The organism is Luteolibacter sp., assembly GCF_058122085.1.
Genome location: NZ_JBIKBQ010000045.1, coordinates 15,083 through 28,033, shown reverse-complemented (window position 1 = coordinate 28,033; position 12,951 = coordinate 15,083). Strand labels below are relative to the sequence as shown.

Genomic DNA, 12,951 nt, shown 5'->3' with positions numbered 1-12,951 from the left:
CTCCACCGGCCCGTCCCAGCGCGAAAGAGCAATCCGAGCTTGCTGGGGAGATCAAGTTCTCGTATCAAATGTCCATCAGCCAGCCCGCTGAGATTTTAACAATTTAACGGAAAGAAAAATTTCCCCGCAAAACTTCTTTCGCTTTTAACTTCTTCCAATTCCGAACATCCATGATCAAACGCCGATCCTCTTCTCTGGGAAAAACCACCCGGAATTCCCCGTCATCCCTCCTTTTCCACGCCTGCTCTGCAGATCCGGACATGCTGTATTTCAGCCGGTTTTCAGCCAGCGATCCGTATCTCGCTTTTACCATCGGCAACAAGAAGTTCGGCCTGGCCGTGCCGATGGAGTTCGGCCGGATGGAGGACGAGTCCTCGTTTGACGAAGTGTTGCTGCTGTCCGAGATCCGCGACGGCGCGGCGAAACAATTCAAGCTGCCGAAGGGCACCGTGGCAGACGACTGCCAAGTGGTGCAGCATTTGGCGAAGATTCATGGCATCCGCGAGTTCCACGTGGGGTCCCGTTTTCCCGCCGGCCTGGCATTCAAGCTCAAGGACGCCGGTCTGAACATCACGGTGGCGGAAAACGGCAACCTGTTTCCCCAGCGCCTGTGCAAGACCGCCGACGAGGTGGTGTCCCTGCGCAGGGGCAACCGCGCCAGCGCCGCCGGCCACCGCGCGGTCACCAAAACCCTCACCGAAGCGAAAATCCGCAACGGCGTGCTCGTCCACGAGGGCCGCGTCCTCACCTCCGAGCGGTTGCGTGACATCATCAGCATGGCCACCCTTGCCGAGGGCGCGGTGGCGCTCAGAACCATCGCCGCCTTTGGCGATCAGGCTTGTGACTGTCACAACGCCGGCACCGGCCCGATCCGCGCCAACGAGTTGATCGTGGTGGATATTTTCCCGCGCCGCGTCGCGGACGGCTATTGGGGTGACATGACCCGGACCTTCCTCAAGGGCACCGCCAGCGATGCCCAACGCCGTCTGGTGCGCACCGTCAAGCGGGGCCACGAACTCGGCATCAGCCTGGTCAAACCCGGGGTGACCGGCGGCAAGATCCAGCAGGCGGTGGAGGATTTTTTCGCCAAGGAAGGCTACAAGACCGTCAAGGACAGCCGCGAGCCGGAAGGTTTCTTCCATGCCATCGGCCACGGCATTGGTCTCGAGGTCCACGAAGGGCCTTCCGTCCGCCCGAATGCCACGCAAAAGCTCAAGAAGGGCATGGTCATCACCATCGAGCCGGGCCTCTATTATCGCGGTCTGGGCGGCTGCCGCATCGAGGATGTGGTGCATGTCACCGCGGATGGCTGTGAGAAGATCTCCAGCGCGCCCTACAAGTGGGAGATTCCCTGAACGGGCCATCACCACCCAGGCATCCGCCTCGGTTTGCTCTACCACCCGGGAGACCGCGTTTTAGGGCGGCGGAATCCGGAGATGGCAACCTGCAAGACTCCACTATCAGTGGCGATGGGAAAACTTGAACTCGTCGATCAACAGCGCGGTGGGAGGCGCATGTTTTAAGAGGGAAGGGATGCTCTGTTGGAAGTCTTCCTGATTGACAGTCAATCGGTCCATGGTCTTTCTTTCTCATTCGATTGCCGGGCTTGTTTCCGGAATAGCCCTGAAACCCCATGCAAGCAGTAGCCACGTTGTTGAAACCACGGTTTCCGCTCGGATCAATCCGCCAGAAGTTTTGCGGTTGTCTGTGGACGGTGATGCTGTTAGGTCTCGGTGCCACTGCCGTGGCCGCCCTCCCCGAATCCGCCGACATCGGCCGTGGTGCCAGCGGCCCTCTCGCAAACCCAGATCACCATGACGGCTGCTGCCGCCACTGATACTCATGGTCCTGTAGAGTATTTTGGATTGCTGAGCACGATCCCGGGACGGACTGCAACGAGGCGAAGTTCGATACCCCCCGCAGGCAATCCAGGAGACGACCGCATGAGCAGCAAACCATCAGCACGCAGCAATTGCCCGAGCTGCATCGCATGGGTGCGGGTGAGTCCCGCCGCATCCCATTTTTGTTCATCGAGAATCCGCTCCATCTCCTCGCGCTCGACCAACGTCACCGCGTTTTCTCCGGACAATACAGCGGTCATCAAGGCAGATTGATCGCGCAAGCCGGGCTCGCCGATGACGGCGATGACGGCGATGACGGCGATGACGGCGATGACTGGCTTGCGCTGTTCCGCCGACAAGCCGGAGAATGGCAGCAAGACCAAGAGGCAGAACCACGTCAGAAGGGTTTTGGACATCATGCGTGAGCGAGTTAAACTTGAAGGCAGGCGTGGTCGGCGGATGCCTTTCGCGTTACTTACTGGCTTGCAGCGAGCGAGGCCTTGGCAACGACTGGAGTCGCTAATAGACCGGCCTTTTGCAGCGCGCCTTTGGCTCCGACGGCTTGGGCGAGATCGACGTTGCCGCAGACGATGCGGTCGGTTTTGAGGATTTTGGCGGCGGCGTCGGTGACGGTGACGGTGAATTCGAGGCGGGCGCGGGTGAGCCAGAGGTTGCCGCGGCGGATGGCGGATTCGGCGAAGGCTTCGCCACGGATGACGAGGTCGGCTTTTTCGGCGGATTCCACGGACGTCCATCCTGCAGCTTCGAGAGTGCGGGTGATTTCCGTTTGTGCGGCGGGATCGGGCACGGTGGCTTGGAGGATGCTTTCGGGGATGTGGACGTAGATTTTTTTCGCGGGTTTGTCTTTGAGGAGCGCCGCGACTTCGGCGTTGATTCTCTCTTCGAGGGATGGGCCGCCGCGCAGGTCGGCGGTTTTTTCCTTGAGGATTTTGGCGACGTCCTGACCGAGTTTTTCTACGGCTCCATCAAGTGGTTTGCCTTTGTCATAGGCGGCGGTGGCTCCGAAGACGCGGCTGGTGCTGGCGGAGATGACTTTGGCCACGAGATGGATCCGGTCTTGCACGGCGAACACGCGACCGCTGATGAGAACTTCCGCGCCGGTGAGTTGGGCGACCTTGGCGGCTTGGGTGGGGGTGACGGCGTCTGATAGGGTGAGTTCTTGTTCGGCGAGCACTTCGTTCAACTCGGCCCGCTCGACTAACAGGGCTTCAGAGTGGACGGTGAGCTGGACTTGAAGCAGCGCGGAAACGGAGTTGCCGACACCATCAAGTCCGTTAGATCCGTCTGCGAAATTCAGGACGGCGACGGAGAGTGGCGAAGCGGGAGCTTCCTCCGCGAGGGCGGAGGCGGGCAGGATCATGGAGGCGGCAAGCGCGACCACGGCGGGATGGATGGAGCGGAGTATGGAATTCATGGCGGTTCAGGAGTTGAGAGGCGGTTCGGAAAAGAGATCGAGGAAACGGATCAGACCTTGGTCGGTGGCGAGGGCGGCGGGGGAGATCCACCAACGCGGCGCACGCACTTCGAGATCGCCTGCGGCGGAGCCCGGACGCCAGACGATGAGGCCTGGATCTTGATCGTCCCAAACCACGCGGCGGCGTGCGGCGTTGCCTTGGCGGGGGAGCATTTGCAGCGACGCGATGTCATTTTTCCCGTTGCTAGATGACTTGCTGAGTTGCAATCCGTGCTTGGTGAGAGCGGCGCGTTCTTCGGGGCTGAGCCCTTGGACGTCCCATTCCGCTTGGTTGCTGAGCATTTCGAGGGTCGCCTTCCGCCATGCGGGGTCGCGGGTTTCGATGCGGACGACGCGTTTGGGTTCGCCATCGAAGTGGATTTCGTAATGTGCGGGACCACTGGTTTTCGGTGGAGTCCATGTCCACTGCCAGCCGTCTGCGGTGGCTTCTGCTGCGGGGGCTTCGAGGGAAACCTTGCGGGCAGAGGTGATTCGGTGGATTTGGACGGCGGGTTTCCACTGCGCAGCAAGGCCCGGGAATTCGAGACGCAATGGTTTTTCCGCGAGCACGACAAGTTTTTGTATTAGATCCGGCCATCCGGCGGGTTGATAGCCGCCATGTTTGTCGAAACGATGGGCTTCGATCTCATCCGCCAGCGCGGGGCAGGCGATGCAGGCGGTTAGGAATGGAATGAGAAGTTTCATCAGATGCGGCGGCTGGTGATGTGGAGGCCAGCATCCGAGTTATCAACCACGATACCGCCATCTTCGTCGGTGCGGATGGTGATCCGGTGTTTGTCGATTTCAATGGTTTGTCCGACATAGGTGATGACGGTTTTACAGCCACTTTTCTCGCAAACTTCGATGACAACAGCCTGCTTTCTGTTAGTAATGGGTGATCGGAGAGTGCGATTTCCAGGTCGCCGCCATCGGAGACGATCGACTTGATTTGCTGAGGGAAAAGTGCGGTGACCTCGCGGAGGATCAGCGCGTATTTGTCTTCGGTGGGAGCTACAACGTGTTGGTCGGATGGTGCGGTGAGTTGATCGAGAACGTCGGCGCCGGATTCGCCCCCGACGAGGCGGCGGGATCCGCGCAACGCAACGAGGCGAGCGAGAGGTTTCGGACGGCGGGGTAGAGGAACGTGCGCAATTCGCAGCGCAGCTCGAAGCCGGGGAATTTGCCGAGGAAATAGCGGAAAACCTCCTGCATCACATCCTGGGCGTGGTGCTCGCTGCCGCAAATCCGGCAGGCCATCCGGAACACCCATTCGCGGTGGCGATGATAGAGTTGTTCGAAGGCCTGATCGTCGCCGGCATTGATTCCGGCGATCAGTTGCTGGTCGGCGGGCTCGCCGGATGGGTGTTGGGCTATCAAGGAGGCGGGAGGGGTTCGCTTGGTTAAGTGGGGAATGACATCAAAAGGTTGACACCAAATCTCGATTCTTTTCGGACAATGTGACGATTTCCGTTCCTTTTGCTGTCACAAAAACAGTGTATTCAGTGCAACAAGCGCGGGTCCGGTCGGAATCGTTGGAACGGGCCGATCTGGACGCGCGGGAAATGCGAGTGGGCCGGATTGAGGAGATAGTTCCACTCTCCCGGCGTTACCACCGAGGGCACGGCGAGGGTGGCGCTGCGCATCGAACGCAGCCAGGCGTCTCCCACCGCCCGCGAGACCGGGCCCGATTCGTCATGGTTCCACCCGCTGGCAAGTGTGGAGGGGTTTACCGTTTCCACTGTGTCATGCGGGATTTCCACCGCGACCCATGAAAACAAGCGAGTGAACGCCTCCGGATCCTCCAGATGCACCAGCACCTCCAAGGTGGCCAAAGACAACGATGAGGACGCGTAAACCACGGAGTTTCCCGGAGAATTCCAGCGGCCGCCGTTCAGCCGCGCGCCCTCGCCGGTGAAGGCGGTTGCCAGATGTTTCGTCTTGCAGAGGCGGAAGGCCCGGATCATGAGAAAACCCCGTGTTCGATGCGGCCCAACAGGGATTCCACCTCGCGGGCACCGACCTCGGTGTCGCAGCAACGCAACGGCGTGAGGCCGCCGAGCGCGCGTTTCGGCTGGGTCATCCAGCGGCGGGCCGCGGCGGGGTCTTCGAGAACATCCGCCGCCTTGGCCATTACCGAACCAACCCTCAGCAGGCGCTCGGATTCATCCGGTTTGAAGCGATCCGTGCGCCGCGCCAGCGTGCGGGTGGGGATGCCGAGGATTTCCGCGAGCTCCTCGGTGGAGACTCCGAGATCCGCGCGGAGTTGCTCGAAGGCGCTCCGTGGCAGCCCTTGGCGCAAGGCCTCGCGGACCTGCTTGAAGCTACTGCCAGCGCTTGCCGAAGCCCTCAGACCGAAGTGCCGCAGCACCTCCAGCCAGTGATCCATCGCTTCCAGCAAAGCCGGCTTTTTCATGCTGGTGCCGTAGGTCGCGATGGGTGACTCCACGCGCCCCGACAGCTCGGGGTCTTGATCTCCGTCTTGTAAGGTGTTTGCCACACGGCATATATAATCCGCCAAACGCCGGATGTCGCCTTCTATTTTGATTTCGCGGTATTTTGATCAGGAAAAATGCTGGAGCACTCGTTGAACCGCCACTTCCGCAGTGAGGCCGTGGAGCTTGCGGAGGGTTTCGGGTTTGCCGTGTTCGATGAACTGGTCCGGCCAGCCGATCCGCTCGACCGGCGTGTGGATGCCGGCGTCGTGGAGATTTTCAATCACCGAGGCGCCGAAGCCGTTGAGCAGGACGTGGTCTTCGAAGGTGCAGACGACTTTGCATTTCCGGGCGAATTCCTGGAGCACGGCGGCGTCGAGCGGCTTGATGAAGCGCGGGTTGATGAGCGCGACCGAGAGTCCCTTCGCTTCGAGTTGTAATTTGGTGCGCTCGGCCATTTCGAACATCGTGCCGAGTCCGACGAGGGCGACGTCGGTGCCGTCCGCGACGACTTCGGCCTTGCCGATTTCTATCAATTGAGGCGCGGGCTTGATCGGCGTGCCCTTGATCACGCCGCGCGGATAGCGGATGGCAGTAGGGCCGTCGTCGTGTTTCGCCATGGTGTGGAGCATGTCCACGAACTCGTCCTCGTCCTTCGGCTGCATGTGGATGATGCCGGGGATGTGGCGCAGATAGCCGATGTCGAACAGCCCGTGATGGGTCGGACCGTCATCCCCTGACAGACCGCCGCGGTCCATGCAGAGGCGGACGGGGAGTCCTTGCAGCGCCATGTCATGAATGATCATGTCATAGGCGCGCTGCATGAAGGTCGAGTAGATGGCCAGGAACGGGCGGAAGCCTTCGGTGGCCAGACCGCAGGCGAAAAGCGCGGCGTGTTCCTCGGCGATGCCGACGTCGAAATAGCGGTCTGGAAGTTCATTTTTGAAAGTCTCCAGCTTGGTCCCGCCTGGCATGGCGGCGGTGATGGCGACGATTTTAGGGTCCTTTTTCGCGAACTCCGTGACCGCCCGGCCGAAGATGTCGGAGCAGGTCGGTGTCGCTGTGGCATCGGTGGAGCCGTCCTCGATCTTGTAGGTGCCGAGGCCGTGGAATTTCCCGGGGTTGTCGAGAGCGGGCTGATAGCCGCGGCCTTTCTCGGTGATGATGTGGAGGACGACCGGCTCGTGAAGCGTCTTCAGGTGCTCGAAGGTGCGGACTAACAGATGTAGGTCGTGGCCGTCGATGGGGCCGAAGTAACGCATGCCGAATTTCTCGAACAAGACGTTCTGGAACAGAAGGTTTTTCGCGCCTTCCTCGACTTTGTGGGCGAGCGTGCGGACGGCCTTGCCCGCGATTTTCTCGACGAAGTCCGCGGCTTGGCGGCGGACGGCGGCATAGGTGTGATGCGTCTGGAGCGCGTTGAAATAACGGGCGATGGCTCCGACGTTTTTATCGATCGACCATTCGTTGTCGTTGAGGACGACGATGAATTTCCGGGTTGTCTCGGCGATGTTGTTGAGCGCCTCGAGCGTCGGTCCGCAGGTGAAAGCGGCATCACCCGCGACGGCGACGATGTGGTTGTCGCCGCCGGCGAGATCGCGGGCGGCGGCCATGCCGAGGGCGGCGGACAGGGCGGTGCCGGCGTGGCCCGCGCCGTAGGAATCGTGCTCGGACTCGCTGCGGAGGAGGAAGCCGTTGAGGCCCTTGTAGGTGCGGATCGTGTGGATCTGGGCGGCGCGGCCGGTGAGCATTTTGTGGACGTAGCCTTGGTGGGAGACATCGAAAACGAACTTGTCGCGGGGCGTGGAGAACACGCGGTGCATGGCCACGCTCAGCTCGACGACGCCGAGGTTGGGGCCGAGATGGCCGCCGGTTTTCGACAGTGAATCAATCAGCGTGTGCCTGATTTCCGCCGCGAGCTTCGGCAAATCCTCGTCAGCGAGATTTTTGACATCGCAGGGTGAATGAATCGTGGAAAGCAGAGGGCCGAGGGCCGGGGGCTTAGAAGAGGCGGATGTCATTATCGTCGTCGTCGTCAGAATCGTCCGGAGGTTCGGCGGCATCCGCGGTTTTGTTAGCCGCGTCCAGTGGGATTTCGTTCTGGTTGCGGAGGGTGATGAGTTCGATCCGGTCGCGGGCGGACTGGAGAATCGACTCGCAGCGGCCTAGCAGCGCGGAGCCTTTTTCGTAATGCGCCACGAGATCCTCGAGCGCGAGGTGCTCGTGCTCCATTTCCTCGACGATCGTTTCGAGGCCGGTGAGGGCTTCCTCGAAAGTGGGTTGCGTCGAGTCGTCGTCTTCAGCGCTGGATTTGCGGCGAGCCATGACAGTTAGTTTTCCTTGGCGGTGCGGACCGGGCGGTCGCCGTAATAGACCATGTCCATGCCCACGAGCGGCTGGCGGTAAGGGTAACGTTTGGCCACGCCTTGGATTTTCGGCTCCTTGTCGAAGAGCGAGACGCCGGACGGGTAGTTGGTGAAGAAGGTCCTGCCATCGAGGACCATGAAGGTGAAATCCTTGTATTGGGCGGCGATTTCGGTCAGCGAGCCGGAGCCGTGCGAGAGGGGCGAGATCAGCACGCCGGCGCAGGGAGTCTGGAGGTCGGCGGCGATGGTTTCGATTTTCTCAAAGCCGACATAAGTCGGTGGCAGCCAGACGCTCACGCGGTCGGCGTACCAGGCGACGGCCCACGGCTGGTCGGAGAAAGTGATTTGCTTGTCGGTGATCCATCCCTTGAGGCCGGCTTTTTTGCTGTTGAGGGCGGGGGCGTAGTAAGGCGGCCAATGCGGCACGCCGCCGCGGTCGCGCAGGTGCATTCCGACCCGCACTTTCATCGGCAGGGCGAGCACCAGCGGCAGCGCGCAAATCCCGATGATCACGAAGTGGTGGACGTTGCGGAGAATCGGCGTGGTGGCGACGAAATCGAGGCGGCTCCAGAGGATGGAAATGAACGCGAGGCCGTAAGCCATCATGATCGGCGCGAAGAGCAAGTGGAGCTGGTTGGGATCGAGTTCATTTTTGGAAATCCCGAAGAACGCCAGCCCGAAGGCGGCGCTCACCCACATCAAGAGGACGGCCCACCGGAAATTGGCGATGGCCGCGCGCTTGAACGGGTGCAGCAGCGAGATGAAAAACAACGGCGCGATGACGATGCCGCCGAGAAACGGAATAATATCCGTGGCTTGCAGCAGGGTGGTGCGGAGGATTTTCGAGATGAGTCCGTCGAGCACGAGAGGTTCGGCCTCGAGGTCGATGGTGCGCATCACGGCGGATTCCGAGCCGCTGCCCAAGCCGCCGTAAAGCGTCAGAAACGCCGTGCCGAAGGGCGAATCAGTGATGCTTTCGTTGCGCAACATCGGGCCGATGGCGGCGACGAGAAGCAGCGCCATCACCGAGAGTCCGACGATGCCGCGGGGGCGGAAGGCGATTGCCGCAAAAATGATGTAGCCCAGCGCGATCCAGACCGTCATCCAGTGAGTGAGCGCCAGCAGGGTGAAGAACACGCCGGCGATGACGGCCGGAGTCATGGAAATCCGGCCTTCCGCGGCGGACTCGACGGCGCGATAGACGAAATAAATGGCGCAGGAGAATAGCAGCAGCATCAACATCTGCGGCAGTCCGCTCAGCGAGTAGTTCCAGAAGGTTTCGCAAAACAGCATCAGGATCGCGCAGACGCCGGCGATTTTCGCGTCAAAGATGCGTGAAATCAGCAGGTAATTCACCCCGATGGCCATCAGGAAGAACAAGGTGGAAACGGTGGCGATCACCCGGTCGAGCGGGAAGACCATCTCGTTTTCGCCCATCTGCCAGGCATCCGGATCATCCGCGCCGATGAGTTTGAGGACCGCGGCGTTGATCAGCGGGTTGAGCGGGGAGTGATAGGTATCCTGGAATCCGACGAGGGAAATCGAGGTGTTCTGGGCTTTTTGCGCCTGATAATACGCGACCGGGCGGATCATTTTGGTGGTGAAACCGTTGCCGCGGGCGATTTCCCGGGAAATCTGCGCCTGGTCCATCGCCTGCGGTGAGTTCAGGCCGCGGAACAGGACGAAGAGGTTCCCCAGGGTCAGGATGAACAAAACGAGGAAAAACAGACTGCGGCGGATTAGGATACCGGTGTCCAACTGGGAGGAAGTGATACTCATGAAAAATGGGGCTAAAAGCAGGCGGTGGATTCAGAGACCGAGATCCTTCAGTTTGCGCTGAAGGGTTCTGCGGCTGACTCCAAGCAGATCCGCCGCATGAGTTCGGTTTCCTCCGGCGAGGGAGAGTGCGGCTCGGATCGTATTGGTTTCGAGCGCATGCAAGTTGAATTCCGCCGGAGCGGCAAGGGTGTTTTTGGTCGGCGGGGAGGAAATGCCGCTGGTGGCGGCTGGAAAACGCAGGAATTGCGGCAGGTGGCGGTCCTCGATGACGGGGTCGTTGCTCATGACCACCCCGTGCTCGATGGCGGTGCGGAGTTCGCGGACGTTGCCGGGCCATGAATAACCCAGCAGAAGCTGCATCGCGTCGTCCGCCAGCGGCTTGACCGGGCGGTCGTTTTCCTTGGCGAATTCCTGGAGGAAACTTCCCGCCAGCAAGACGATGTCCTCCCGCCGGTCGCGCAGCGGCGGCATTTCGATTTTCACCACGTTGAGCCGGAAATAAAGGTCCTCGCGGAAGGTTCCTTTCTCCACCAGCTCCTTGAGGTTCTTGTTGGTCGCGGCGATGACCCGGACATCGACCTTGATCGGCGAGTTCGAGCCGACGCGTTCCAAGGTCCGCTCGGACAGTACGCGCAGCAGTTTCACTTGGGTGGAGGCGTCGATCTCGCCGATTTCATCGAGGAAAAGCGTGCCCCCGTCCGCCTGTTCGAAGCGGCCGATCCGGCGTTGCGAGGCTCCGGTGAACGAGCCTTTTTCATGGCCGAAAAGCTCGCTTTCCAACAACTGCGGCGAGAGCGCGGCGCAGTGGACGATCACCATTTTCGCCGCCGGGCGGCCGGAAAGATGGTGCAGCGTGTGCGCGACGACTTCCTTGCCGGTGCCGGACTCGCCCTCGACCAGCACGGTGGCCCGCGTTGGCGCGACCTGTTGGACGAGTTCGGAAACCCGGCCGATGGCGGCGGATTTGCCGATCAGGCGGTCGAGCTTGTGGGATTTTTTGACCTGTTGGACGAGCTGTTGGTTTTCCGTTTCGAGCGTCCGGTTGCGGAGCGCGCGCTTGAGCAGCATTTCCACTTCGTCGAGATTGAGCGGCTTGGTGACGAAATGCCACGCGCCCCGGCGCATCGCCTCGACCGCGGTGTCCACCGAGCCATAGGCGGTCATCATGATGGCGACCGGCGGCTCGGGCAGGGCGAGCGCGGCGCCTAGCAGGTCCATGCCCGAGTCGCCGCCGAGCCGGAGGTCGGTGAGCAGGATTTTGATCGGCTCGGATTTCAAAATCGCCAGCGCCTCGCTCGCGCTGGACGCCATGTAAACGTCGAACTCCTCCTCCAGCGCGCTGCGCAGTCCCTCGCGGGTGGCGCGTTCGTCTTCGACTATCAGCAAGGTGGGGAGCATAGGGGTAAAAACTGAAATACTGAAAACTGAAAAGCTGAAATCAGAGGTCGATGACCGGATCCGGTTCGGGCGCGACGAGCAGTCGCACCGGCCGCTCCTTGTGAGGGAAATTGATCAGCACGCGAGTGCCTTGGTTCTCCTCGCTCTCGATGGCGATCGCGCCGCCGTGCTCGCGGATGATGCGGCGGACGATGAGCAGGCCGAGCCCGGAGCCGGAGGATTTCGTGGTGCGGTAAGGCTCGAACAGCGCGCCCATGTGCTCCGGGGAGATGCCGGTGCCGTTGTCCTCGATGGAGATGATGGTTTCGAAATCGTTCATCCGCGTGCGGATGGTGACGTGGCCGTGGTCGGAGGAAATCGCCTGGAACGCGTTGCGGATGAGGTTGTAGAAAACCTGTTGGAACTGGCCCGGATCGATGAACGCGGGCGGCAGCGAGTCCGCCAGATCGAGCTGCACGGCGATTTTCCGTGAGGCGAGCTCCGGCTCTAGCAGGCGAAGCGTTTCGTGTAGGATCGCGTGCAGGTCCTGCTTCTCGCGGAGCGGCGCGGTCGGCCGGACGGCGTGGAGGAACTGCTTGAGGATGAGGTCCAGCCGCTGGATTTCCGCGCGGGCGGTGGTGAGGTTTTCCTCCAGCGGGCCGCGCTCGCCGGGCGGCAGTTTGCGCAGCTTGCGGCCGAGCAGCTGGAGGTGGATGTCGAGCGAGTTGAGCGGGTTGCCGATTTCGTGGGCGACGCCGGCGGCGAGCAGGGTGAGCGCGTTGAGGCGCTCGGATTCCAGCGTTTCCTCCGCCTCCGCGCGGGTGCTGGTGAGGTCGCGGACGAGCATCACGTAGCCGAGCGGCTGGTGGTCGCCCTCCGTCCCATCGATCGGCGCGAGGTAGAAATTCAGGTAGCGGTTCTCCGGATAGAAAACCTCCAGGTCGCGGCTGATGGTGCGGCCGGGTTTGCCCAAAACCGTCCAGTCCAGCCCGCGGATCTGGGTGGAAATGAACTCGCCGGTCGCCCGCTCCGGATCGAGCCCGAAAAACTGGCATGCCGCGTGGTTGAGGAAGCCGATCACGCCTTTCGGATCGAGGATGATCACGCCCTCGTGGAGCGCCTCGAAGACTTTTTCCAGGAATCCCTTCTCGCGGATCAAGCGGGTGACAATCTGCTGGACGTCGCCGGGGACGACGCGATCCAGACGGGCGACCAGCTTTTCGAGAAAGCCGGATTTCACCTTGTGATTGCTTGTTTTGGATTTCCGGTGTTCAGGAGAGGCCATGAGCGACGTTTTATTGGTCCTTTGCACCTTCCCGGATTCCGAACAGGCGCGACAGATTGGCACGGTCCTAGTTGAAGCGCAACTCGCGGCTTGTGTCAATCTCCTGCCCGCCGTGGAGTCGATCTACCGCTGGCAGGGGAAGGTCGAAACCGCCGCCGAGACGCTCGCGATTTTCAAAACCACCGCCGCCGCGTTCCCTGCGTTCGAGAAAACGCTGACCGAGCTCCATCCCTACGAAGTGCCGGAAATCCTCGCGCTCGAGCCCGCCGAAGTCGCCGCGCCCTACCGCGCGTGGCTGCTCAGCTCTGTAGCGTCGGTCTGCGACCGTCGCTAACCGCCCCTGCGGCCGTGATGCCAAAGGGACGCCAACGAAGAAACTTCGCGCGGCACATGGGCG

Annotated in this window: 15 protein-coding genes; 4 read left to right on the top strand and 11 right to left on the bottom strand. The window is 61.3% G+C overall.

The features are described 5' to 3' along the window. The first annotated feature begins 170 nt into the window (after nt 1-170). Both AC4DF4_RS08620 and AC4DF4_RS08615 read left to right on the top strand, forming a co-directional pair. The gene (locus AC4DF4_RS08620) at nt 171-1,355 is read left to right on the top strand and encodes a M24 family metallopeptidase (protein ID WP_490047717.1); all 1,185 of its coding nucleotides are present in this window, start codon (nt 171-173) and stop codon (nt 1,353-1,355) included. A gap of 278 nt (nt 1,356-1,633) precedes the next feature. Continuing rightward, nucleotides 1,634-1,837 (top strand): hypothetical protein, encoded by a 204-nt coding sequence (locus AC4DF4_RS08615; protein WP_490047716.1) that lies wholly within the window; start codon nt 1,634-1,636, stop codon nt 1,835-1,837. A gap of 3 nt (nt 1,838-1,840) precedes the next feature. Here the strand turns inward: AC4DF4_RS08615 and AC4DF4_RS08610 are convergent, their stop codons facing one another. The 3 genes from AC4DF4_RS08610 to AC4DF4_RS08600 are packed head-to-tail and all read right to left on the bottom strand — an operon-like array spanning nt 1,841 to nt 4,020. After that, nucleotides 1,841-2,260 (bottom strand): hypothetical protein, encoded by a 420-nt coding sequence (locus tag AC4DF4_RS08610; protein ID WP_490047715.1) that lies wholly within the window; start codon nt 2,258-2,260, stop codon nt 1,841-1,843. Nucleotides 2,261-2,316: 56 nt separating this feature from the next. After that, on the bottom strand, nt 2,317-3,276 hold the full coding sequence (locus tag AC4DF4_RS08605) for a CsgG/HfaB family protein (protein ID WP_490047714.1): 960 nt from the start codon (nt 3,274-3,276) through the stop codon (nt 2,317-2,319). Between the two features lie 6 nt (nt 3,277-3,282). Beyond that, a complete protein-coding gene (locus AC4DF4_RS08600; protein WP_490047713.1) occupies nt 3,283-4,020 on the bottom strand; it encodes a hypothetical protein in 738 nt (245 codons plus the stop codon). A 20-nt stretch (nt 4,021-4,040) separates the two neighbouring features. Here AC4DF4_RS08600 and AC4DF4_RS08595 point away from each other — a divergent pair, with 20 nt between their 5' ends. Then, nucleotides 4,041-4,214 carry a hypothetical protein gene (locus tag AC4DF4_RS08595; RefSeq protein ID WP_490047712.1) on the top strand — a complete coding sequence of 58 codons (174 nt, stop codon included), beginning with the start codon at nt 4,041-4,043 and terminating at the stop codon, nt 4,212-4,214. A gap of 112 nt (nt 4,215-4,326) precedes the next feature. Here the strand turns inward: AC4DF4_RS08595 and AC4DF4_RS08590 are convergent, their stop codons facing one another. The 8 genes from AC4DF4_RS08590 to AC4DF4_RS08555 form a co-directional block, all read right to left on the bottom strand. Continuing rightward, the gene (locus tag AC4DF4_RS08590; protein WP_490047711.1) at nt 4,327-4,692 is read right to left on the bottom strand and encodes an RNA polymerase sigma factor; all 366 of its coding nucleotides are present in this window, start codon (nt 4,690-4,692) and stop codon (nt 4,327-4,329) included. Nucleotides 4,693-4,814: 122 nt separating this feature from the next. After that, nucleotides 4,815-5,279, bottom strand: a complete 465-nt coding sequence (locus AC4DF4_RS08585; RefSeq protein WP_490047710.1) for an RES family NAD+ phosphorylase — start codon at nt 5,277-5,279, stop codon at nt 4,815-4,817. Next, a complete protein-coding gene (locus tag AC4DF4_RS08580) occupies nt 5,276-5,812 on the bottom strand; it encodes an Xre family toxin-antitoxin system antitoxin (protein ID WP_490047709.1) in 537 nt (178 codons plus the stop codon). The genes AC4DF4_RS08585 and AC4DF4_RS08580 overlap by 4 nt, the downstream gene beginning before the upstream one ends. A gap of 63 nt (nt 5,813-5,875) precedes the next feature. Further along, a complete protein-coding gene (gene dxs, locus AC4DF4_RS08575) occupies nt 5,876-7,768 on the bottom strand; it encodes a 1-deoxy-D-xylulose-5-phosphate synthase (protein WP_490047708.1) in 1,893 nt (630 codons plus the stop codon). Beyond that, entirely contained in the window at nt 7,749-8,072 is a 324-nt protein-coding gene (gene xseB, locus AC4DF4_RS08570) for an exodeoxyribonuclease VII small subunit (RefSeq protein ID WP_490047707.1), read from the bottom strand. Before xseB ends, dxs begins: the two co-directional genes overlap by 20 nt. Nucleotides 8,073-8,077: 5 nt before the next feature. Then, complete coding sequence (locus AC4DF4_RS08565) at nt 8,078-9,892, bottom strand: hypothetical protein (RefSeq protein WP_490047706.1); 1,815 nt, start codon at nt 9,890-9,892, stop codon at nt 8,078-8,080. 30 nt (nt 9,893-9,922) lie between these two features. Further along, nucleotides 9,923-11,290 (bottom strand): sigma-54-dependent transcriptional regulator, encoded by a 1,368-nt coding sequence (locus AC4DF4_RS08560; RefSeq protein WP_490047705.1) that lies wholly within the window; start codon nt 11,288-11,290, stop codon nt 9,923-9,925. 40 nt (nt 11,291-11,330) lie between these two features. Further along, nucleotides 11,331-12,554, bottom strand: coding sequence for a two-component system sensor histidine kinase NtrB (locus AC4DF4_RS08555; RefSeq protein WP_490047704.1), 1,224 nt, complete (start codon nt 12,552-12,554; stop codon nt 11,331-11,333). On the opposite strand from AC4DF4_RS08555, the gene cutA reads away from it, so the two are divergent. Beyond that, on the top strand, nt 12,553-12,888 hold the full coding sequence (gene cutA, locus AC4DF4_RS08550; RefSeq protein ID WP_490047703.1) for a divalent-cation tolerance protein CutA: 336 nt from the start codon (nt 12,553-12,555) through the stop codon (nt 12,886-12,888). The genes AC4DF4_RS08555 and cutA overlap by 2 nt on opposite strands. Nucleotides 12,889-12,951: the final 63 nt, after the last annotated feature.